Here is a 20,794-nt window from a genome sequence, read left to right as displayed (position 1 = left end):
GTCAGCCTCCGATCCGGGTGCGCAGCCGCCGGGCCGCGACCGGGTCCGGGCAGCCGCTGAGGATGAGGGCGTCGCGCAGCTCGGCGGCGAGCAGCGCCAGGGCGGCCTCGGCGCCGGCCCGGCCGCCGGCGGCGAGCGCCCAGAGCAGCGGCCGGCCGACCAGCACACCGGTGGCGCCGAGGGCGAGCGCCCGCAGCACGTCGGTGCCGCTGCGGATGCCGCTGTCCAGCATCACCGCGCACCGCTCCGCCACCGCGTCGACGACCTCCGGCAGCACGGTGGCGGTGGCCGGGGCGGCGTCGAGCTGCCGGCCGCCGTGGTTGGAGACCACCACCGCGTCCACGCCGGCGTCCGCCGCGCGGACCGCGTCGCGCGCGTCCAGGATGCCCTTGACCAGCAACGGCACCGGGGTACGCGCCCGCAGCCAGGCCAGGTCGGCCCAGCCCAGCGCCGGGGCGAAGACCGCGCCGGTGTGCGCCTGCACCGCGGACACGCCGGGAGTGCCCTGGTGGGCCAGGTCGTCCCGGTCGCCGGGCAGGTTGGCGGCGGTGACGTGCGGCGGCAGCGCGAAGCCGTTGCGGGCGTCGCGCAGCCGGCGGCCGAGCACCGGCACGTCCACGGTCACCATCAGCGCGGCGCAGCCGGCGGCCGCCGCCCGGTCCAGCAGATCGGCGACCAGACCCCGGTCGCGCAGCCAGTAGAGCTGGAACCAGACCGTCGCGCCGGTGGCGGCGATCTCCTCGATCGGCGTGCTGGACAGCGTGCTGGCCACGTAGGGCACGCCGGCCGCGCCGGCCGCCGCCGCGAGCGCCGGCTCGCCGTCGGGGTGCAGCAACCGCTGGTACGCCATCGGCGCGACCGCCACCGGCAGCGCGGCCGGGCCGCCCGGCAGCGCCGCCCCGGTGGACGGGTCGTCCACGCCGGCCAGCATCCGGGGCAGCACCGCCACCCGGTCCAGCGCGGCCCGGTTCGCGGCCAGCGCGGTCTCGGTGCCGCTGCCGCCGTCGACGAAGTCCCACACGTCGGCCGGCAGCGCCGACCGGGCCAACGCGGCGAAGTCGGCCAGGCTGACCGGCGGCACGAACCCCGGCGCCGGGTCGGCCACCCGGGGCGCCCCGCCCGTCGCCGCGCCGGGCGCCTCAGCCATGGGCGCCCACCCCCGCCGCGCTCCCGGCCGACGTCCCGCCCGCCGGCGGAGCGGCCGGGTCGGGGCCGAACCGCTCGCGCAGGAACGCGGCGGCCCGTTCCTGGGCCTCGCGACCGGCGTCGAACACGCCCGGCATGACGAAGAAGCCGTGCACCATGCCCGGGTAGTCGGCCGTCTCGGTGGGCACGCCGGCCTCCCGCAGCCGCTCGGCGTACCGCCGGCCCTCGGCGCGCAGCGGATCGTGCCCGGCGGTGACCACGAGCGCCGGGGGCAGTCCGGACAGGTTCTCGGCGAGCAGCGGCGAGGCGAGCGGGTGGGCCGCGTCGCCGGGGTCGGCGAGGTAGTGGTCCCGGTACCACCGCACCGAGTGCCGGTTGAACAGCAGCGGGTCCTCGTCGTCGGTCGGGCGCTCGCCGGGGCGTTGGTCGGTGTTCGGGTAGACCAGCACCTGGGCGGCGAGCCGGGGACCACCGTCGGCGCGGGCCAGCAGCGTCACCGCGGCGGCCAGGTTGCCGCCGGCGCTGTCGCCGCCGACCGCGAGGCGGTCCGGGTCGACGCGGAACTCGTCGGCCCGCGCGGCGACGTGGCGCAGCCCGGCGTGGCAGTCCTCCACCGCGGCCGGGAACGGGTGTTCCGGGGCGAGCCGGTAGCCGACGGTCACGGTCTGGCAGCCGGCCAGGTTGACCAGGCGGCGGCAGATCCCGTCGGCGGTGTCCACGCTGCCGAGCGTCCAGCCACCGCCGAAGAACCAGACCAGCGTGGGCAGCGGGCCGTCGCCGGGCGGCCGGTGGATCCGCACCGGCAGCGGCCCGCCCGGGCCGGGCACCTGCGTGTCGCGTACCTCGGCGACGGGCTCGACCGCGCCGGAGCCGGCGCGGATCGCGGCGAGGTCGGCGGCGCGGGCCTCGGCGAGGGTCTGGGTGTAGAGCGGCGCGGCGCCGGTGGCGGCGCGCGCGGCCCGCCACGCGAGGACCTGCGGGTCGAGCGTCATCCGGCCTCCCCGGTGGTGACGAAGAGCTTGTCGATGCCGCGCAGGAAGAGACTCCCGCTGTAGGTGTAGGGCTGGGTGACGGCGAGGCGGGGGAACCGGGCGAACAGCCGGGGCAGCGCGATCCGTCCCTCCAGCCGGGACACCGCCGAGCCGAGGCAGAAGTGCAGTCCGACGCCGAACGCCAGCGACGGCGGGCCGTCGCGGCGCGGATCGAAGCGGTCCGGGTCGGGGAACCGGGCCGGGTCGCGGTTGGCGGCGGCGATCAGCAGCAGCACGTTGTCGTCGCGCGCGACCGGGACGCCGTCCACGTCGGCGTCGGCGGGCGCGGAGCGGGCCAGGAAGTGCACCGGACTCTCCATCCGCAGCACCTCGTCCACGCAGCCGCGGGCCAGCGCGTCGTCGCCGGGCAGCGCGGCGGTCACCTCGGGGTGGTCCAGCAGCAGCGGCAGCCCGTTGCTGAACATGTAGACGGTGGTGACGAAGCTGGCGTTGAACAGCACGATCAGGTTGCTGATCAGCTCGTCCTCGGTGAGGTCGACGTCGCCCGCGTCGAGCACCTCGACCAGCCCGCTGATCAGGTCGGTGGCGGGTGAGCGGCGCCGGTGGGCGATCAGGTCCCGGTAGTAGACCCGCAGCTCCTCGGCGGCCTGGTTGGCCCGGGCCAGCCGCTCCGGCGTCTTGCCGGAGACGTCCATGTACTCGTCGATCCAGTCGACCCGCTGCCGGTACCAGGCCAGGTCCGCCGCCGGCAGGCCGACGAACTCGGCCATCACCAGGGCCGGGACCGGGTACGCGAAGTCGGCGACGAAGTCGACCTCCGCGCCGTGCCCGCCGGCCTCGGCCATCCGGTCCAGCCGCTCCTCCACGATCCGCACCACCACCGGCTCCAGCGCGCCGAGCCGACGCGGCGTGAAGGTCTTCGCGAAGACGCCCCGCATCCGGGTGTGGTCCGGCGGGTTGACGAACATCATCGAGGTGAGGAAGGTGCGCAGGATCTCCTGCTCCTCCCAGCCCGGCGGGAGGCCCTTGTACCAGCCGGGATCGCGCAGGATCCGGTCCACCACGTCGTAGCCGCCGGCGACGGCGGTCACGGTGCTGTGCTCGGCCCGGACGGGAATGTGGTTGATCGGCCCGTGCGCGTGCAGGGCCGCGTAGAAGGGATAGGGGTTCTGCCGGCCCTGCTCGCTGTACAGGCCGGTGAGGATCTCGCTGACGTCCACGGCGGTCGTTCCTCCCCAGGAAAGGCGGCGGGGGCGGCCGCCGTGCCGACGCCGCCCCCGCCCGGTGTCACAGCCCGAGCAGCCGCAACGGGACGGCGTTCGCCATCGCCCGCGCGCCCGCGTCGTTCGGGTGGATGTGGTCCCCGGCGTCGTACGCCGGCAGCAGCCGGCTCGGCCGCGCCGGGTCCCGCAGCACGGCGTCGAAGTCGAGCACGCCGTCGAACTCGGCCCGCCCGGCACCACGCAGCCAGGCGTTGACCGCGTTGCGGGTGGCGTCCTTCTCCTCGGTCCACACCCCCGGCCCGCCGTTGCCCTCGTACGGCGTGATCGTGCCGACCAGGCTGGTCAGGCCGCGGGCCTTGACCTGCTGGTTGAGCTGCCGCAGCGAGGCGATGATCGCCTCCGCGCTGTCGCCGCTCATCCAGATGTCGTTGATGCCCAGGTGGGTGATGACGGTGCGCACCCCGGTCTGCGGGAACACGTCCTCGTTGAGCCGGGCCAACGCGTTCGGGCCCAGCTCGTAGTAGCCGGGGAAGCCGCCCGCGCCGGGCTCGGTGCCCTCGTGGTTGAGCCGGTTGCCGGCCAGGCTGAGGTTGAGCACACCCGGGGTGCGGACCTCCGGGCGGGCGTCGATCAGGCGCTCGGCGAGCAGGTCCGGCCACCGCTGGTCGGCGTTGACCGTACTGCCGTTGCCGTCGCCGATGGAGTCGCCGAGCACCACCACCGAGCCCGGGGTGGCCCGCCGCTCGACGTCGATGCCGGAGAGGAACATCCAGCAGCAGTTGGGCTTGATGGTGAATCCGGCGCCGCCCGGGGTCGTGGTCAGGTCGGTCGCGCCGATGAAGTTGGTGACCCGGGACTGGCCGTGGAACGTGACCGGGCCGGTGAGCACCGGGAAGTACAGGGTGACCACCAGGTCCTCCTGCTCGGCCACCGGATAGGGCAGCGGGTCGCTGAGCAGTTCCGCGCCCTTGTTGATGGTCGCCGACGTGCCGCCGGAGAACCGCAGCTCGCGGACGCTGGCCGGGTCGACGTCGGACAGGTCGTCGGTGGTGGCGGTGTTCGGCCGGGCGATCGTCGCGTGGCCCACCTTCACCGCCTGCTCGCCGTAGAGGTTGGTGAGCCGGACCCGCAGCCGGGGACCGCCCACCGTGGTCTGCACGGTCATCCGGATGCTCTGGTCGTTCAGGCCGGTGTTGGTCAGCCCCACGGTGTTCCCGCGGGTCACCGCCGCGGCCCAGCTCCCGGCCCACTCCGCGCGCCCGTGCCCGGCGCGGTCGGTGTCGGTGGGACCGGCGCTCGCGGTGACCGCCGGGGTACCGGCGAGCAGCAGCGTTGCGGCGGAAGCTATGACGTGCCATCTCTTCGGGGTCGGCATCGATCCTCCATGGTCGGCAGCCCCGGGCGTGGCGCGGTCGGCGCCACCGCCCGGTCGATGGACGGGAAACTAGCCGTCTGCGATGACGAGCGTCAATCAACCTGATCGACCTGATCAAATGCCCGGGGGACGTGAGGCGACGCCGATCGGCTCTGTCCGCGGTGGACCGTCGCTGCCTAGGCTCGGAACCGGCGGCGGTGCGGTCGCCGACCCTGGCACCTGCCGTCGTATCCCGGCTCCGACCTGCCCGGACGCCGTTCGCGGACCACGATGGGGGCTGCCATGACCGACCGCCCGAACTACGTGCACGAGGCGCTGGACCTGTTCGCCGGATTCGGTGACCGGGAGGCGCTGGTCGCGGGTGACCGCCGGCTGACCTACACCCAGGTCGCCGCCGAGGTGCGCGCCCTGGCCGCCGCGCTGCGCCGGCACGGCGTACGGCCGGGCGCGGCGGTGCTGGTGATGCTCGGCAACACGCTCGAGGGGCCGCTGCTGCAACTCGCGCTGCACCTGCTCGGCTGCCGCAGCATGTGGATCGCCCCGGTCACCTCCCGCCGCGAGATCGACGAGTTCGTCGCGCTGGCCGAACCGGAGGTCTTCGTGCACGACCCGCGCGACCCGCTGGGCGGGCAACTCGCCGCGGGCCTGGCCGGCGTACCGGTGCTCTGCCTCGGGCCGGGCGGCGCCGGGCCGGACCTGACCGCCGGCGGCGCGGAGCCGGCGGCGCCGCCGCCGGCCGACGTGCCCGCGCCGGAGTCGTTCCTGCAGACCAGCGGCACCACCGGCACGCCGAAGCTGGTGCACCACCGGGAGAGTTTCTACCGGCAGGTGCTCGCGCTGGCCGCCGACTTCCGGGGCGCCGGGTTCCCGCTGCTGCGACACCTGTCGCACTCGCCGATGTGGCTGGCCAGCGGCCAGATCACCACGTTGTTCAACCTGTTCACCGGCGGGGTGCTGTTCCTGCGCGAGCGGTGGGACCCGGCCGCGTTCGTCGCCACCGTGGACGCCGAGCGGCTCACCTCCACGTTCGTCACCCCGCCGATGCTCTACGAGGTGCTCGACCACCCCGACCTGCCGGGCGCCGACTTCTCCGCGATGTTCATGTTCAACGTGGGTGCCGGGCCGGCCGCGCCGGCCCGGCTGCGTCAGGCGATCGCCCGGTTCGGCCCGTGCCTGCGGATCGTCTACGGCCTCAGCGAGGCGGTGGTCATCTGCGCGCTGCCGGGGCTCACCGAGGACCCGGAGCATCCGGAGCGGCTGCGGTCCTGCGGCCGGCCGTACGGGGACGTGACGGTGCAGATCCGCGACGCCGACGGGCGGGTGCTGCCGGCCGACGTCGACGGCGAGGTGTGGGTGCGCACGAAGCTCAGCTTCGCCGGCTACCACGGGCAGCCCGAGCTGACCGCCGAGTCGCTCGTCGACGGCTGGGTGCGCACCCGCGACATCGGCCACCTCGACGCCGACGGGTTCCTCTACCTGGTCGACCGGCTGCAGGACCGGATCCTCACCCGGCAGCGCAGCTGGCCGATCTACTCCCGCCCGATCGAGGACGTGCTCGCCGGCCACCCCGAGGTCCGCGCCGCCGCGGTGATCGGCGTGCCGGACCCGGTGGCCGGGGAACTGCCCCACGCGTACGTGGTGCCCGCGCCGGACGCGACCGTCACCGGCGACGAGCTGATCGCGTTGGTGACCCGGGAACTGAGCGGGACGTGGGCGCCGGGCGCGGTGGAGTTCGTCGACGCACTGCCGCTGAACCGGTCCGCGAAGGTCGACAAACGGGCGTTGCGGGCCTGGTACGCCGCCGCGCACCCGGCCGACACCGACGCGGTGGGGACCTCGGCGTGAACCCGCGCCGGGAGTTGTACACCCTGGTCGGCGCCGACCTGCTGTCCAACCTCGGCACCCGGATCTCGGTGGTCGCCATCCCCTGGCTGGTGCTGGAGACCACCGGCAGCCCGACCCGGATGGGCCTGGTCGCGGCCGCGGAGACGCTGCCGTACATGCTCTCCAGCGCGCTGGCCACCCCGTGGGCGGACCGGTTCGGGGTACGCCGTACCTCCGTCGTCGTGGACGCCGCGAGCGCCGCCGCGATGGCGGTGGTGGCGTTGGCGCCCTGGCTGGGGTTCGGCACGCTGCTGGTGCTGGTGGCCGTCGCGGGCGGGCTGCGCGGCATCGGCGACCGGGTCAAGCACGTGCTGTTCAAACCGGCCGCGGAGCGGGCCGGGGTGCCGCTGATCCGGCTCACCTCCGCCTACGACGGGCTGGCCCGGGGGATGACGCTGTTCGGCGCGGTGCTGGGCGGTCTGCTCATCGACTGGGTGGGGCTGACCCGGGCGATCTGGATCGACGCGGCCACGTTCGCGGTGTGCGCGCTGCTGATCGGGCTCCTGGTCCGGCCGCAGGCGCCGGCGCACCCGGCGCCCCGGGAGCGTTACCTGCGGGCGCTGCGCGGCGGCTTCGCGTACCTGCGCACCGACCGGACGCTGCTGACCATGCTGATCGTGGTGTCGGCGTCCAACATGTTCGCCAACGCCAGCGTCGCGGTCTGGATTCCGCTCTGGGTGAGCGAGGTGCTCGGCGACCCGGCCGGGTTCGGGCTGCTGCTGGGTGTGTTCTCCGCCGGCGCGCTGCTGGGCAACCTGCTGTTCACCGTGCTCGGCACGCGGTTGCCGGGGCAGGCCGTGTTCGCGCTGGGGCTGGCGCTCAGCGGCACGCCCCGGCTGCTCGCCCTGGCGCTCAGCGACGACCTGGTCGTGGTGCTGGTGGTGACGTTCCTGTCCGGCATCGGGATCGCGGCGGTGAACCCGCTGCTCGGCGCGGCGCTCTACCAGCGGGTGCCGGAGACGTTGCAGACCCGGGTGCTGGGCATCTCCGGCTCGGTGGCCTTTCTCGGCCTTCCGGTGGGCGCGTTGCTCGGCGGCTGGTCGGTGGCGGTGCTCGGGCTGCACCGGGCGCTGCTGGTGATGGCGGTGGCCTGCCTGGTGCTCACCGTGGTGCCGCTGCTGTTCACCCGCTCGTCGACCGACCGCCCGGCGTCGGAGCCGGTCGCGGCCACGCCGGCCTGACCGGCGGTGTCGGTGGGTGGGCGTAGGGTCGGCCCATGGCGAGCTGGGACGACGTCCGGCGGGTCGCGCTGGCCCTGCCCGAGACCACCGAGCGCGGGTCCTACGACGACCTGCCGGCCTGGCGGGTGCGCGACAAGATGTTCGCCTGGGAACGGCCGCTGCGCCGCGCCGACCTCGACGCGCTCGGCGACGCCGCCCCCGACGGGCCGATCCTCGCCGCCCGGGTGCCCGACCTGGGCGCCAAGGAGGCGCTGCTCGCCGACGACCCGGCGGTCTACTTCACCGTGCCCCACCTCGACGGCTATCCGGCGGTGCTGGTGCGGCTCGACCGGATCGGGGCGGTCGAGCTGACCGAGCTGCTCACCGAGGCGTGGTATGCCCGCGCCCCGAAGCGGCTCGCCGCCGCGCACCGGGCCGGCGCCTGACGGTCTTCCTCCGGCGCGTCGGCTCGGCTAGCCTGCCGGGCATGCCATCGACGCTGACCGAGGCGACGGACCCGTGGTGCCTGCGCCCCGGTGAGGCCGGCGAGCTGTTGCGCGGGCATCCGTGGCACCGGTTCGTGGTGCTGGGCGACAGCGTCGCGGAAGGGCTCTGCGAGCCGGTCGACGGCTACCCGGACGTCCAGTGGGCCGACCGGATCGCGGCCGAGCTACGCGGGGTGCGGCCCGATCTGGCATACCTGAACCTGGGTCGGCGTGGGCTGCGCGCGCACGAGGTACGGGCCACCCAACTGACCGACGCGCTGGCCTTCGGCCCGGACCTGGCGCTGGTGGTGTGCGGCGGCAACGACGCGTTCCGGCCCGGGTACGACCCGGACGCGGTCGACGCCGAGCTGTCCGCGATGGTCACCGCGTTGCGCGACGCCGGGGCGGACGTGATCACGGTGGGCATGTTCGACGTGTCGCACAGCCCGGCCGTGCCGGACGCGCTGCGGGCCGGCCTGGGCGAGCGGATGCGCCGGCTGTCCACGCACACCCGGGTGGTGGCGCAGCGCCTCGGCACATTGCACGTGCACCTGACCGACCATCCGCTGGTCGCGGACCCGTCGCTCTACAGCGGCGACGGCCGGCACGGCAGCGCTCGCAGCGACGCGATCGCGACCGCCGAGACGCTGCGCGTCCTCGCCACCCGCGAGACCTCCCGGCCACCCGCCGGCGACGATCTCCGGCACGGACCGACCCCCGCCACATAGCCGGCCACACCGGCCCGGCCCGACGCCGTCCGTGGCGCGGCTCTGCGCGCCGGTCCGGTCCGAACGTGAGCGGCTCAGGCGTGCGGCTCGCGGCGCGGCTCAGGCGTGCGGCTCGCTGCTCGGTCGGGCCGGCGACTCCGGCACGGCCGGGTTCGCGCGAGCACACACGCCGGGCCCGACAGGGCTGGACGACTCCCGGAGCCTGTGGCGGAGACTGATCGCCTGCGAGTGCCTTTCGAGCTGATATCACCAACGACTCACCGACGCCGTCGCCGGGATCCGCCCGTGGCCGGCACGCTCTGAGTCGTTTCTGATATCAGCTCGAAAGGCAGCGGAAACGCATCGCGCTGCCCGACGCGAACGCCACCACGAAGACCGGACACGACCAGGCGCGGCCGGACACCAGGAACCGCCCTCTCGAAAGACAGTCGAAGACACATCACACCGCCCCACCCGAACACCACCACCGAGACCGGACACGACCAGGCGCGGCCGGACACCAGGAACCGCCCCCTCGAAAGACAGTCGAAGACACATCACACCGCCCCACCCGAACACCACCACCGACGCCGGACACGGCCCAGGCACGGTCGGGCACACCGGGAACCGCCCATCGGTGGCCGGGGCAGGGCACCTCAGGGCCGGTCGGCGGTCAGGAGGCCGGTGAGCAGCGCGCGCAGCGTGCGGGCGAACAGGTCGTCCCCGGGCGGCGGGGCCGGCGAGGGGGCGGCGAACGCCGCCGCCAGGTGCGGGTGGTCCGCCAGGTCGACGTGGTCGAACGTCACCGTGCCGGTGGCCGCCGCGCTGCGGGCGAAGAGCGAGACCACGCCGGTGACCATGGCGATCGCCTCGAACTTCGCGGCGACGCCGGCCGGGACCGGCGCCAGGATGCGCAGACAGACGTCGAAGTAGGCGAGCGTGTTCGGCCCGGGCACCGCCCGTCGGGAGAGCGCGTCCGGCAGCCACGGGTGGCGACGGTGCAGCGCGAGTTGGCGGCGGGCCAGCAGGAGGAACTGGTCGGTCCAGCTCCCGTCGTCGGTCGGGTACGGCCGCAACTCTCCCACGCACCGATCGACCATCAGGTCCAGCAGGTCGTCGCGGGAGGACAGGTGCCGGTAGAGCGAGCCGGCGGCCATGCCGAGCGCGCCGGCCACCGCCCGCATCGACACGGCGCCCAGCCCGTCGGCGTCGGCCAGCGCGACCGCGGCGGCGGCGATCTCGTCCCGGCCGTGCGTCGGGGTCGGGCCGCGGGTGCCGCGCCGGGGCCGGGCCCAGATCGACCCTCCGGTGGATGCGTCGCTCACCCTCCCACTGTAAACTGCAAACGTCGTTCGCAGTTTGAGGGGTCGGAGAGGGGACAGTCATGCACCGGATCACGGCGCCGGACGGCGCGGGCATCGTCGTGCACTCCACGGGCACCGGGCCGGGGCTCGTGGTGGTGCACGGCGGCGGGGTGACGATCGCGGAGTACCGTCGCCTCGCCGCCCGGCTCGCCGACCGGTTCACCGTGCACCTGTACAACCGGCGGGGTCGGGCGGACGCGCCGCCACGGCGTGAGCCGTACACGGTGGAGCAGGAGATCGACGACCTCGGCGCGGTGCTCGCGCACACCGGCACCCACTGGGCGATCGGGCACAGCTACGGCGCGTTCGTGGTGCTGCGCGCCGCGCTGCGGCTGCCGCTGGAGCGGATCGCGGTCTACGACGCCCCGCTGCGACTCGACGGCCACGGCATGTCGACGGCGTTCCTGGATCCGGCCGAGGCCGCCGTCCGGGCCGGCGACACCGCCCGCGCCCTCGCGATCGTGGCCGCCGCCGTCAACCCGCAGTCCGCCGCGTCCCGGCTTCCGCTGGCGGTGCGCACGGCCCTCACCCGTGCGTTCCTGCGCACCGAGGTCGGCCGGACGATGGGTTCGCTGGTGGGCATGACGCTCGTCGAGTCACGCCAGATCGTGGCCCACGAGGGGCCGGCCGAGCAGTACGCCGGCATCACCGCCGAGACGCTGCTGATCAGCGGAGCCAAGGCCGCACCGTTCTTCACCGAGACCAACGACCTCCTTGCCACCGTCCTCCCCCGGGCCCGCACGCTGCGCGTTCCCGGCAGCCCGCACAACGGCATCGCCGTCGCCCCGCCGGCCCTCACCACCCCGCTGGCCGCCTTCTTCACCACCCCGGCCGCCGGCGGGGTCAGTCGGTGAGGAGGACGCCGGTCATGAGGACACCCCGGGCCAGGTTGAGCACACCCTCGCAGCCGGGATAGCCGACCCGGGCCAGCGCGCCGGAGCCGGTGCGCCCGAACAGGTAGGGGGCGAGGCTCCAGGGCACCTCGGCGCTGACCGTCTCCCCGGTCTCGATCTGCACGAAGTCCATCGCCACCCGGTCCGCCTCGTGATAGCGCTGCAGGATGTTGCCGCCCGCGTCGATCGCGGCGCGCACCCCGTCCTCCCAGGCCACCGCGCTCATCTCCCGGCCAATCAGCACCCCGTGCCCGGCCGAGCCGCCGGCCGGCTTAGCGACCAGGTCGGCCTGCCCGGCCAGCGCCCGGTCGAGCTGGTCGGCGGTGAGCGCGACGGTGTGCGGCACGTACCGGCGGATCAACGCCCGGTCGGGCTCCGGCAGCAGGTCGAGGTCGGCCCAGAGCCAGGCGTAATTGAGCTTGTTGCTGAGCAGCCAGGCCGCGCTGCTGACGAACATCGGCAGCGTCCCGGCGGCCAGCGCGCCGGCCACCGCGTCCAGGCCGGCGCTGGGCGTGACCCGGTTCGGCACGAACAACCGGAACAGCGCGTCCACCGGCGCGCCGCCGACGACGAGCCGACTCTCCTCGTCCAGCGTGGCGGTGGCGAGCGGGGCGATGACCAGGTCGATGCCGAACGGCCGGGCCTGGTCGACCAGCGGCGAGAGGATCCGGATGAACGTCTCCGGATCGTCCAGCCCGGGATAGTCCGCCTCGAAGTCCATCAGCAGCGCCACCCGGGCGCCCTCGGGCAGGCCGAGCGTGTCCCGGATCGCCACGAACCGCTGGTCCAGCAGGGACGGCGCAGGCCGCAGGCCGTCGAGCAGGTCGCGCGAGCGGTACAGCTCCGCGTAGCGCTGGATCACCGTGTCGGCGTCGAAGCCGCCGCCGAGGCTGCTGTCGATGTTGTACTCCACGATGCACGGCACGCCGCCGGAGAAGAGCACGTCCGGGCGGTACGCGGCGAGCAGCCCGTCGTGCAGCGCCTCGTCCGGGTCGAGCAGGCGGGTCTCCCCCTCCGGCACGTCGAGCAGCCGGCGCAGCTCACCGGCGGTGCCGGCGCGGCGCCGGCACGCCTCCAGGATGAGCTGGGCGATCCGGTCGCAGACCTCGTTCAGCTCACCGAACGCGTCCGCGGTGAGCACCGGCGGGCGGGCCAGCCGCCACTGCCTGTTGTAGGTGGCCCGGCCGTGGAAGATCTTCTCCCACGTCTCGGCGCCGGCCGCCACCATCGCCGCGCGGGTGGACTCGGGCAGGTCGGTCCACGCCTGGCCGAGCGGCGGCCACGGGTAGTTCGGGTCCATGGTTCATCCGTCCTTGAGGGTCAGTTGGATGGCGGCGGCGAGCTGGTCCCGGCCGGGCTGCACGGCCCGGTCCAGGGCCGGCGCGAACGGCAGCACGGCGCCGTCGGGCCGGGTGACCCGGCGGGGTGGCGCGGCCAGCCGGACCCGCTCGACCACCGTCGCGATGATCTCCCCGGCGATGCCGCAGGACCGGTTGCCGTCGTCGACGACGACCAGACGCCCGGTACGGGTCACCGAGTCCACCAGCCCGTCCCAGTCGAACGGGTACAGCGTGCGGGGGTCGAAGACCTCCACCGACGCCTGGTCGGCCAGCTCGTCGGCGACCGCGAGCGCGTCGTGCACCAGGTGCCCGACGGCGACCACGGTGACGTCGTCACCCGGCCGGCGGACCACGCCCCGGCCCAACGGCACCGGCGCGAGGTCGGTGACGTCCGCCCGCAGGTCGAGCGCGCCGGCCGGGGCGAAGACCACCACCGGGTCGTCGCAGCGGATCGCGGAGACCAGCAGGCCGTACGCGTCGGCCGGGGTGGCCGGCACCACGGTGGTCACCCCGACGTGGGCGAACAGCGCGTACGGGTGGTCGGAGTGCTGCCCGGCCCAGCCGGTACGGGAGCCGGAGCCGGGCACCAGGTAGGTGACCGGCACCGCGCACTGGCCGCCGGTCATCAGCGGGAACTTGTGCGCGTGGTTGACGATCTGCTCGAAGACCAGGAACAGCAACGACGGGATCTGGAACTCCACCACCGGGCGGGCCCCGGCCAGCGCCGCGCCGGTGGCGAAGCTGGTGAACGCCTGCTCGGACAGCGGTGTGTCGCGGACCCGGTCCGGGCCGAACCGCTTGAGCAGGCCGGTGGTGACGTTGGCGGCGGCCACCCGGATGTCCTCGCCGAGCACCACGACCGACTCGTCGCGGGTCATCTCGTCGGCGAGCGCCCGGGTGAGCGCCCTGCGGTAGGAGAGCCGGGGCATCAGCCACCTCCGGTCCGGGCGGTGAGCCCGCTGGCGTACAGGTGGTCCAGGGCGGTCGCCGGGTCGGGGTGCGGTCCGGCCAGCGCGAAGTCGACGGCCGCGTCGAGGACCGCCTCGACGGCGGCGTCGACGTCGGCGCGTACCGCCGGGGGCAGCCGGGCGCCCTGGATGTCGACCGGGTCCCGGGAACGCCCGGCCGCCACCTCCTCGGGCGGGCGGTAGTCGAGGCGTACCCGGTGTTCGAAGGTGTGGTGGGCGTCGAACCGGTGGGTGTGCGCCTCGATCAGCTCGGGGCCGCCGCCGGCGCGCATCCGCGCGACGGCGGCGGCGGTGACCTCGCGTACCGCCTCGGGGTCCTGCCCGTCGACGGCGGCCGCCGGCATGCCGAACGCGGCGGCCCGGCCGCCGATCGTGCCGGCGACCGCGCCGGCGACCGGCATGGTGGTGGCCCAGCCGTTGTTCTCGCAGACGAACAGCACCGGTATCCGCCAGAGCGCGGCCAGGTTGAACGCCTCCAGCAGCATGCCCTCGTTGACCGCGCCGTCGCCGAAGAACGTCGCGCCGACGATGTCGGCGCCGCGCCGCCGGCGCTCCCACACCGCACCGGTGAGGATCGCGCCGGCGGCCCCGACGATGGCGTTGGCGCCGAGCACACCGACGCCGAAGTCGGCGGCGTGCATCGACCCGCCCCGGCCCCGGTTGAGCCCGGTGACCCGGCCGCACAGCTCGGCCAGCATCCGGGCCGGGTCGGCACCCTTGGCCAGCACGTGCCCGTGCCCGCGGTGGGTACCGGTGACCAGGTCGTCGGCGGCGAGCGCCGCGCAGACCCCGGCGGCCACCCCCTCCTGCCCGAGGTACGGGTGGATGCCGCCGACGATCTCCCCGGAGTCGACCAGCTCGATCGCCCGCTCCTCGAAGCGGCGGATCAGCCGGACCGTCCGGTAGAGCCGGACCGGGTCGGAGTCGGTCACGCCGGACGGCCCTCCTTGATCGCGGCGAGGATGTCGTCCCAGAGGCGGGCGCGGGCGGTCAGCGCCGCGTTCACCGTGTCCGCGCACTCCTGCCACTTCGTGTCGTCGTCGCCGCACAGGTCGGCGAGCATCTGCATGGCCATCGGGGTGTGCTGCTCCCCGTCGACCTCGATGTGCCGCTCCAGGTAGTCGACGAACGTGTTCAACCGGTTGCTGCGCTCGTTGACGGCGACGACCTGGGTGAACATCTCCGGGATGAGGTCCTCCCGGCCGAACGCGAACGCAGCCGCCTGGCAGTGCACCGGGGTGGTCTCGATGATCCGCCAGGTGGTGCCGGCGAACGCCGCCGAGGGCGCGGGCACGCCGGCCGCGCCGAGCGCCTCGGTCACCGGCCGGCCGGCCCGCAGCAGCTCGACCAGCTTCTCCACCGCCGTGGTGTCCGCGCCGGCCTCGGTCATGCCCCGCACGTACAGCTCGAAGTGGCTGATGTAGCCCTCGCCCAGCTCGTCGCTCTCCTCGACCATGACGATGTCGTTGATCAGACGGCGGCTGCCGGTCGGACCGGTCGGGATCCACGGCACGGTGACGCAGGTCAGCTGGCGCTGCAACGACTTCAGCAGGGACATGAAGTCCCAGACCGCGAAGACGTGGTGCTCCATGAACGTGACGAGCGCGTCGTGGGTGTCCAGGTTGGCGTAGAGCGGGTGCTTGACCACCACGTCGCGGCGCTCGGTCACCGCCCGCTCCAGCCGCTCGATGCCCGGGTGCGTCCTACCCCAGTCGTACCGTGACATTGTCAGCCTCCCTGCTGGGCGCGGTCGCGCCAGATGACCGGGCAGTAATCGGGGTCCGCGTAGTCCGGCCGCCCCTCGTGGGTGCGGCGGACCAGCACGTCGTGGTTGTACGCGGCGAGCGTGCCGTCGGAGAGCGGATACTCCCGCCAGGCGTTGTCGCCGTCCTGCAGGTGCAGCGAGATCGCCCGCCGGGGGCGCCCGCTGACGTTCGCGCCGCTTCCGTGGTAGGTGCGGCAGTGGTGGAAGCTCATGTGTCCCTTGGGGATCACCATCGGGATCTTGCGGATCTCGGCGTGGTTGTGGGCCGCGTTCTCGGCGAGCATCGCCTCGAGCTGGCCGCGGTCCCGGTCGGCGAAGTGCCGGACCACGGTGTCGTCGGCGCCGATCTCCCGCCAGCGGTGCGAGCCGTCGACCATGGTGATGGTGCCCATCTCCTCGCCGCAGTCGTGGAACGGGATGAACGCGGTGAGCATGCGCTCCGACGACGAGGACGCCCAGTAGTGCTTGTCGAAGTGCCAGGGCACGATGTTGGACGGCTCGCCGGCGATCGGCGGCTTCCAGATCAGCGTCGACTGGAAGACCCGGATCTCGGCGGCCCGCGCGAGCCGGGCGGCGACCGCCCCGATCAGCGGCTTGCGCAGGATCCGGGCGATGCCGTCGTGCTCGTGGTGCACGTAGTCGTTGTGCCGCTGCACGTCGCCTTTGGCCGGCTCCCAGTAGGCGAGCTTCGGCGGGCGCACCGGCAGCCGCCGGTCGCGTTCCCCGGCGTAGTAGCGGTCGGTGGCGGCGACCAGCTCGTCCACCTCGTCGTCGGTGAGCAGCTTCTTCGACAGGTACCAGCCGTGCTCGGCGTAGTGCCGGACGTCGTCGTCGGAGGGCAGCAGCGCCTCCTCCTCGGCGGTCAGTCCGGGATCGATGGTGGTCATGCCGTGCCGGCCGGGCATGGCCTCACGGCCCTCGCTTCGCTCGGTGCGTTCCCTCATGCCGTCACCCCTCCGGCCGCGGCGGCGGGGATCGCCCCCGCCGCGGTCAGTTCGCGTTCCTTCGCTTCGTAGAGCGCCTTGATGTTGCCGCTGCCGAAGGTGCGCGCCCCGCGCCGCTCGATGAGTTCGAGGAAGAGGGTGCGGCGCACGTGCATCGACTCGGTGAAGATCTGCAGCAGCTGCCCGTCGTGGTCGGAGTCGACCAGGATGCTCAGCTCCCGCAGCCGGTCCACCGGCGCGTCCAGCCGACCGACCCGCTGTTCCAGGTGGTCGTAGTAGGCACCGGGCGTGCGGGCGAACCGCACCCCCCGGCCGGCGAGCGCGCCGACCGCGGTGACGATGTCGTCGGTGCGCAGCCCCAGGTGCTGCACCCCGGCGCCGGCGTGCCAGCGCAGGAAGTCCTCGATCTGCCCGGCCCGGGCGCCCGTGTCCGGCTCCAGCAGCACGAAGGTGACCTGCCCGGACGGGCTCTGCACCACCTTGGAGTTCATCGCCTGGCCGGCGACCTCGATGTGTTCGGTGAAGATCTCGGCGAAGCCGAACACCTTCTCGTAGTGCGCGACCGTCTCGTCGAGCTGCCCGGGTGGCACGCAGACCGCCAGGTGGTCGACCTCGGCCAGCAGCGCGTCGCCGTCCGGGGCGGCCACCGGCTCGATCGCGCCGGGCAGGAACACGTCGTGGTCACCGCGCCGCTCGACGAGGCGGTGCAGCACGTCGCCGAAGCCGCCGACCTCGGCGAGCACCACCTCGGCCTTCCCGTCGGTGAAGGTGCGCGGTGGCGTCACCCCGGTCGCACCCCGGGCCACCAGCTCCGCGTACGCCCCGGCGGCGTCGTCGACGGCCAGCGCGACCACCGCGATGCCGTCGCCGTGCCGGTGCACGTACGTGGCGGCCGGATGTTCGGCGGACAGGCCGGTGGTCAGCAGCAGCCGGATGCCGGCCTGGGCCAGCAGCAGCGAGCGCTGCCCGGCCAGCCCGGTCTCCGGTCCGCCCTGGCCGCGCAGCCGGAACCCGACCGCGGTGTCGAAGTAGAAGGCCGCCTGCCGGGCGTCCCCCACGTACAGTTCGAGATGGTCGATGCCGTTGATGTGCATGGACGGGTTTCCCCCTGTTCCCCCCGTGATCACGACCCGGGCGGACGCCCGGGATGGAGTACGGTCAGCCGGCGGCGACCGGGGTGGCGGCCCGGCGGGCCGGCTCCGGGAGCCGGCGCAGCAGCAGGCTGACGTTCTGGCCGCCGAACCCGAACGAGTTCGTCAGCGCGTGGTCGGTCCGGGTGGGCCGGGGCGCGGCGCGGACGTGGTCCGCCTCGCACTCCGGGTCCGGGTCGTCCAGGTGGTAGGTGGGCGGCAGCAGGCCGCGCCCGAGCGCCAGCGCGGTGACCGCGGCCTCCAGCACCCCGGAGGCGCCGAGCAGGTGCCCGGTGAGTGCCTTGGTGGAGCTGACCGGCACCGCGCCGACGCCGAACACCTCGGCCAGCGCGGTGGTCTCGGCGACGTCTCCGCGTTTCGTGCCGGTGCCGTGGGCGTTGACGTAACCGACGTCGTCCGGCCCGACACCGGCGCCGGCCAGCGCCCGACGCATGCACGCGGCCGCGCCCGCGCCGTCGGGCCGGGGCGCGGTCGGGTGGTAGGCGTCGGTGTTCACCCCGTAGCCGGCGACCTCGGCGTAGCCGGTCGCGCCCCGGGCGGCGGCGTGCCCGGCCCGTTCCAGCACCAGCAGCGCCGCGCCCTCGGCCAGCACGAACCCGTTGCGCCGCTTGTCGAACGGCCGGCTCGCCTCGGTGGGTTCGTCCCAGCCCCGGGCCAGCGCCCGGGCGTTGCCGAACGTGTCGGCGAACGTCGGGAACAGTGGCGCCTCGCTCGCCCCGCACACCACCACGTCGGCCTCGCCGGCGCGGATGAGGCGTACCCCGTCGGCGACGGCCTGGGCGCCGGAGGCGCAGGCCGTGCCGACCGCCGAGCTGTAGCCGCGGATGCCGTGCGCGATCGCGACGCGGGCCGAGGGCATGTTCGGCAGGATCCCGGTGAGCAGGTACGGGCTGACCGCCGCCCGGCCGCGCGCGGCCCGGGCCAGCACCTGGCTCTCCAGGGTGGACATCCCGCCGACGCCGCCGATGATCACCCCGATCCGGTCCGGGTCGACGTCGCGCCCCACCTCGATCCCGGCGTCGGCGAGCGCCTCGGCGGCGGTGAGCAGGGCGAGCAGCACGATCCGGTCGAGCACCCTGGTCTCCGGCCCGGACGCGACGGTGCGCGGGTCGATCTCCGGCAGCACCCCGGCGACCTCCAGGCTGTCCCGCGCCGGGTGGCCCTCGGGTGGGCGGCGCAGCCCGGAGCGGCCGGACAGGAGCGCCGCGAACGTCTCCTCGACGCCCCGCCCCGCCGGGGTGAACAGGCCCATGCCGGTGATCAGCGCGGTCACGACGGGGCCTCGGTCAGGTAGCGCTCGCGCAGCGCCACCTTGCGGACCTTGCCGGTGACGGTGACCGGGATGTCGTCGGCGCGGACCGGCACCACCCGGCGCAGCGTGGCGGCCACGTCCGGGCCGAGCGCGGCGCGAATGCGCGCGGTGCGGTCCGCGTCCGGGTCGGCCCCGGCGGCCAGTTCCAGCAGCACGTCGGTGGTGACCGTGCCGTCGTCCGCCTTGACGATCACCACCGTGCAGTCGGTGACGTCGGCGCAGGCGGCGAGGATCCGCTCCTCGGACAGCGCGGTGAAGAACCGTTTCCCGTCGCCGACCTCGACCGAGTCGACCGCCCGGTCCAGGTGGTAGTAGCGGCCGTCGTCGTCGGCGTACACCAGGTCGCCGGTGAGGTACCAGCCGCGCAGCCGGAACCGGTAGGTGGTGGCCGAGTCGTTCCAGTAGCCGCGGAACAGCGACGGCGAGTCGATGCCCAGCCAGCCGACCTGGCCGGCGGGCAGTTCGTTGCCCTCGGCGTCGAGCACCGCCACCTTCGTGAACCGGTACGGCCGGCCGACGCAGCGCCCGTACCGGTTGGTGTCGACGGTGTGCGTGACGTGGAACATGGAATGCCCCATCTCGCTGGAGCCGAGCCCGTCGATGAAGACCGAGCCGGGCACCCGGGTGACGCCGTCGCGGGTGACCACGTCCCGGGAGCCGACCGCGACCAGCCGCCGCACGTGCGGCTCGTGCGAGCAGTCGCCGGTGTTGAACCACAGCCGCACCGAGTCCAGGTCGTAGCCGGACAGGTCGAAGCGGGCCAGCTCGGCCCAGGTCACGGAGAACCCGAAGACGCCGTCGGGCCGCCAGCGTTGGATCGCGTCCAGCACCCGTTCGCCGCCCTGCTCGGAGAGCAGGTACATCTCCGCCCGGTTGCCCAGCGCCTGGTTGACCATGAGCACGGTGGCGGTGTGCGGGGCGGGCAGCGCGTTGAGGATCCGGCCGGTGCCCTGCGCCTGCGGCATGGACAGCAGGTGCCGCGTGGCGGCGAAGAGGCTGGCGTGCGAGTGCAGCACCGCCTTCGGCACGCCGGTGGTGCCGGAGGTGTGGGTGATGACGATCGGGTCGTCGGGGTGGTGCCGGTAGTGCGCGGGCGCGGCGTCCGGGTCGCCGGCGCCGGCCCGTGCCGGCTCGCCGAGCATCGGCGCGCCCAGGTCGTGGCCGGCCAGGGCGGTGGCCCGGTCGGCGTCGGCGAGCACCCCGGCGGCCCGCAGCCGGCGGATGTACTCGGCGGCGATCTCCGGGCGCAGCCTGCCGTTCATCAGCGCGGGGATCGCGCCGAGACGGGTCAGCGCCAGGAACGACAGCACCATGTCGGCGGCGGTGCCGGCCCAGACCGCCACCGGGTCGCGTGGCTTCACCCCGCGCTCGTGCAGCCAGGCCGCCCGGGCGGCGACCATCCGGTCGAGCCGGCCCAGGGTCAGCGGGGTCTCGGCCGGGTGGCCGTCCACCTCGGTGTCGAACGTGAGCCCCGGGCCGTCCGGGTCGGCGCCGTGGGCCAGCACCCGGGCGAGCACGTTGCCCGCGCCCAGCTCGGCGTCGGCCGCGAGCGCGCCGCGCAGTCCCTTCGTCCTCATTGACGTGTCTCCTCCCCCAGCAGCACCGCGGTCGCCTCGCCCGACGTGCCGTCCGGTGCCAGTTCGATCAGGATCAGCAACGCCTGCGCGGCGTCGCCGTCGTGCAGCAGCAGGTCCGCCTCGGCCTCACCCTCGGCCCGTGGGTCCCCCGTGGGGCTCAGGCACACCACCGGCCCGTCCAGTCCCCGGCGCGCCGCGACGTGCCCGGCCACGCTGTTCGGCACCGACTGGAAGAAGAACAGCGGCCCGACCCGCCCACCGGCGGCCACCGTGGCGCGCACGTGCGCCGCGCTGACGGAGTCCCCGCCGGCGCTGACCAGCACCACCGCCGTCCGGTTGCCCGGGGGCAGCGGCCCGTCCCCGTACCGCCGCGCGAGGCACCGCTCCGCCACCGCTACCACCAGCGGCGCGAACGGCGAGTGCACGAACCCCGGCACCCCCGCCGCCCCCGCGCCCCCGCCCCCGTCCTCGGGCCACCGCGCCTCCGCGAGCACCACCACCCCGTCGT

The 20,794-nt window shown here is 74.5% G+C and carries 19 protein-coding genes; 5 read left to right on the top strand and 14 right to left on the bottom strand.

What is annotated here, in order from left to right; all coding sequences use genetic code 11:
• Window position 1: 1 nt before the first annotated feature.
• The 4 genes from GA0070622_RS16715 to GA0070622_RS16700 all read right to left on the bottom strand — a co-directional run bounded on the left by GA0070622_RS16715 (window position 2) and on the right by GA0070622_RS16700 (window position 4,709).
• Window positions 2-1,147, bottom strand: coding sequence for an alpha-hydroxy acid oxidase (locus GA0070622_RS16715; protein WP_245666368.1), 1,146 nt, complete (start codon window positions 1,145-1,147; stop codon window positions 2-4).
• On the bottom strand, window positions 1,140-2,138 hold the full coding sequence (locus GA0070622_RS16710) for an alpha/beta hydrolase (RefSeq protein ID WP_091574160.1): 999 nt from the start codon (window positions 2,136-2,138) through the stop codon (window positions 1,140-1,142). The genes GA0070622_RS16715 and GA0070622_RS16710 overlap by 8 nt, the downstream gene beginning before the upstream one ends.
• On the bottom strand, window positions 2,135-3,358 hold the full coding sequence (locus GA0070622_RS16705) for a cytochrome P450 (protein WP_091574159.1): 1,224 nt from the start codon (window positions 3,356-3,358) through the stop codon (window positions 2,135-2,137). Before GA0070622_RS16705 ends, GA0070622_RS16710 begins: the two co-directional genes overlap by 4 nt.
• Before the next feature lie 67 nt (window positions 3,359-3,425).
• Window positions 3,426-4,709 (bottom strand): SGNH/GDSL hydrolase family protein, encoded by a 1,284-nt coding sequence (locus GA0070622_RS16700; RefSeq protein ID WP_176710552.1) that lies wholly within the window; start codon window positions 4,707-4,709, stop codon window positions 3,426-3,428.
• A 309-nt stretch (window positions 4,710-5,018) separates the two neighbouring features.
• Here GA0070622_RS16700 and GA0070622_RS16695 point away from each other — a divergent pair, with 309 nt between their 5' ends.
• From GA0070622_RS16695 to GA0070622_RS16680, 4 genes are read left to right on the top strand one after another with little or no spacing between them, the layout of a single operon-like run.
• Window positions 5,019-6,581, top strand: coding sequence for a class I adenylate-forming enzyme family protein (locus GA0070622_RS16695; RefSeq protein WP_091574157.1), 1,563 nt, complete (start codon window positions 5,019-5,021; stop codon window positions 6,579-6,581).
• Complete coding sequence (locus GA0070622_RS16690) at window positions 6,578-7,801, top strand: MFS transporter (protein ID WP_091574156.1); 1,224 nt, start codon at window positions 6,578-6,580, stop codon at window positions 7,799-7,801. Before GA0070622_RS16695 ends, GA0070622_RS16690 begins: the two co-directional genes overlap by 4 nt.
• Before the next feature lie 35 nt (window positions 7,802-7,836).
• Window positions 7,837-8,226: an MmcQ/YjbR family DNA-binding protein gene (locus GA0070622_RS16685; protein WP_091574155.1), complete on the top strand. Its 390-nt coding sequence runs from the start codon at window positions 7,837-7,839 to the stop codon at window positions 8,224-8,226.
• Window positions 8,227-8,267: 41 nt separating this feature from the next.
• Complete coding sequence (locus GA0070622_RS16680) at window positions 8,268-8,993, top strand: SGNH/GDSL hydrolase family protein (protein ID WP_091574154.1); 726 nt, start codon at window positions 8,268-8,270, stop codon at window positions 8,991-8,993.
• Between the two features lie 635 nt (window positions 8,994-9,628).
• Here GA0070622_RS16680 and GA0070622_RS16675 read toward each other — a convergent pair.
• Window positions 9,629-10,297: a TetR/AcrR family transcriptional regulator gene (locus tag GA0070622_RS16675; RefSeq protein ID WP_091574153.1), complete on the bottom strand. Its 669-nt coding sequence runs from the start codon at window positions 10,295-10,297 to the stop codon at window positions 9,629-9,631.
• A 59-nt stretch (window positions 10,298-10,356) separates the two neighbouring features.
• On the opposite strand from GA0070622_RS16675, the gene GA0070622_RS16670 reads away from it, so the two are divergent.
• On the top strand, window positions 10,357-11,190 hold the full coding sequence (locus tag GA0070622_RS16670; RefSeq protein ID WP_091574152.1) for an alpha/beta fold hydrolase: 834 nt from the start codon (window positions 10,357-10,359) through the stop codon (window positions 11,188-11,190).
• Here the strand turns inward: GA0070622_RS16670 and GA0070622_RS16665 are convergent.
• The 9 genes from GA0070622_RS16665 to GA0070622_RS16625 form a co-directional block, all read right to left on the bottom strand.
• Window positions 11,180-12,529: a hypothetical protein gene (locus GA0070622_RS16665; RefSeq protein ID WP_091574151.1), complete on the bottom strand. Its 1,350-nt coding sequence runs from the start codon at window positions 12,527-12,529 to the stop codon at window positions 11,180-11,182. The genes GA0070622_RS16670 and GA0070622_RS16665 overlap by 11 nt on opposite strands.
• A gap of 3 nt (window positions 12,530-12,532) precedes the next feature.
• Window positions 12,533-13,498, bottom strand: coding sequence for an alpha-ketoacid dehydrogenase subunit beta (locus tag GA0070622_RS16660; RefSeq protein ID WP_091574150.1), 966 nt, complete (start codon window positions 13,496-13,498; stop codon window positions 12,533-12,535).
• Entirely contained in the window at window positions 13,498-14,469 is a 972-nt protein-coding gene (locus GA0070622_RS16655; protein WP_091574149.1) for a thiamine pyrophosphate-dependent dehydrogenase E1 component subunit alpha, read from the bottom strand. Before GA0070622_RS16655 ends, GA0070622_RS16660 begins: the two co-directional genes overlap by 1 nt.
• Window positions 14,466-15,263, bottom strand: coding sequence for a DUF3050 domain-containing protein (locus tag GA0070622_RS16650; RefSeq protein WP_091574148.1), 798 nt, complete (start codon window positions 15,261-15,263; stop codon window positions 14,466-14,468). Before GA0070622_RS16650 ends, GA0070622_RS16655 begins: the two co-directional genes overlap by 4 nt.
• Window positions 15,264-15,265: 2 nt before the next feature.
• On the bottom strand, window positions 15,266-16,189 hold the full coding sequence (locus GA0070622_RS16645; RefSeq protein WP_091577522.1) for a phytanoyl-CoA dioxygenase family protein: 924 nt from the start codon (window positions 16,187-16,189) through the stop codon (window positions 15,266-15,268).
• Between the two features lie 53 nt (window positions 16,190-16,242).
• Complete coding sequence (hppD, locus tag GA0070622_RS16640; RefSeq protein WP_091574147.1) at window positions 16,243-17,340, bottom strand: 4-hydroxyphenylpyruvate dioxygenase; 1,098 nt, start codon at window positions 17,338-17,340, stop codon at window positions 16,243-16,245.
• A gap of 64 nt (window positions 17,341-17,404) precedes the next feature.
• Window positions 17,405-18,670, bottom strand: a complete 1,266-nt coding sequence (locus tag GA0070622_RS16635) for a beta-ketoacyl-[acyl-carrier-protein] synthase family protein (RefSeq protein ID WP_091574146.1) — start codon at window positions 18,668-18,670, stop codon at window positions 17,405-17,407.
• The gene (locus GA0070622_RS16630) at window positions 18,667-20,286 is read right to left on the bottom strand and encodes a class I adenylate-forming enzyme family protein (RefSeq protein ID WP_091574145.1); all 1,620 of its coding nucleotides are present in this window, start codon (window positions 20,284-20,286) and stop codon (window positions 18,667-18,669) included. The genes GA0070622_RS16635 and GA0070622_RS16630 overlap by 4 nt, the downstream gene beginning before the upstream one ends.
• On the bottom strand, window positions 20,283-20,783 hold the full coding sequence (locus GA0070622_RS16625) for a beta-ketoacyl synthase chain length factor (protein ID WP_091577519.1): 501 nt from the start codon (window positions 20,781-20,783) through the stop codon (window positions 20,283-20,285). The genes GA0070622_RS16630 and GA0070622_RS16625 overlap by 4 nt, the downstream gene beginning before the upstream one ends.
• Between the last annotated feature and the right edge of the window lie 11 nt (window positions 20,784-20,794).

The sequence above is a fragment of the Micromonospora sediminicola genome (assembly GCF_900089585.1).
GTDB lineage: Bacteria > Actinomycetota > Actinomycetes > Mycobacteriales > Micromonosporaceae > Micromonospora > Micromonospora sediminicola.
This window is presented reverse-complemented; position numbering and strand designations above follow the sequence as displayed.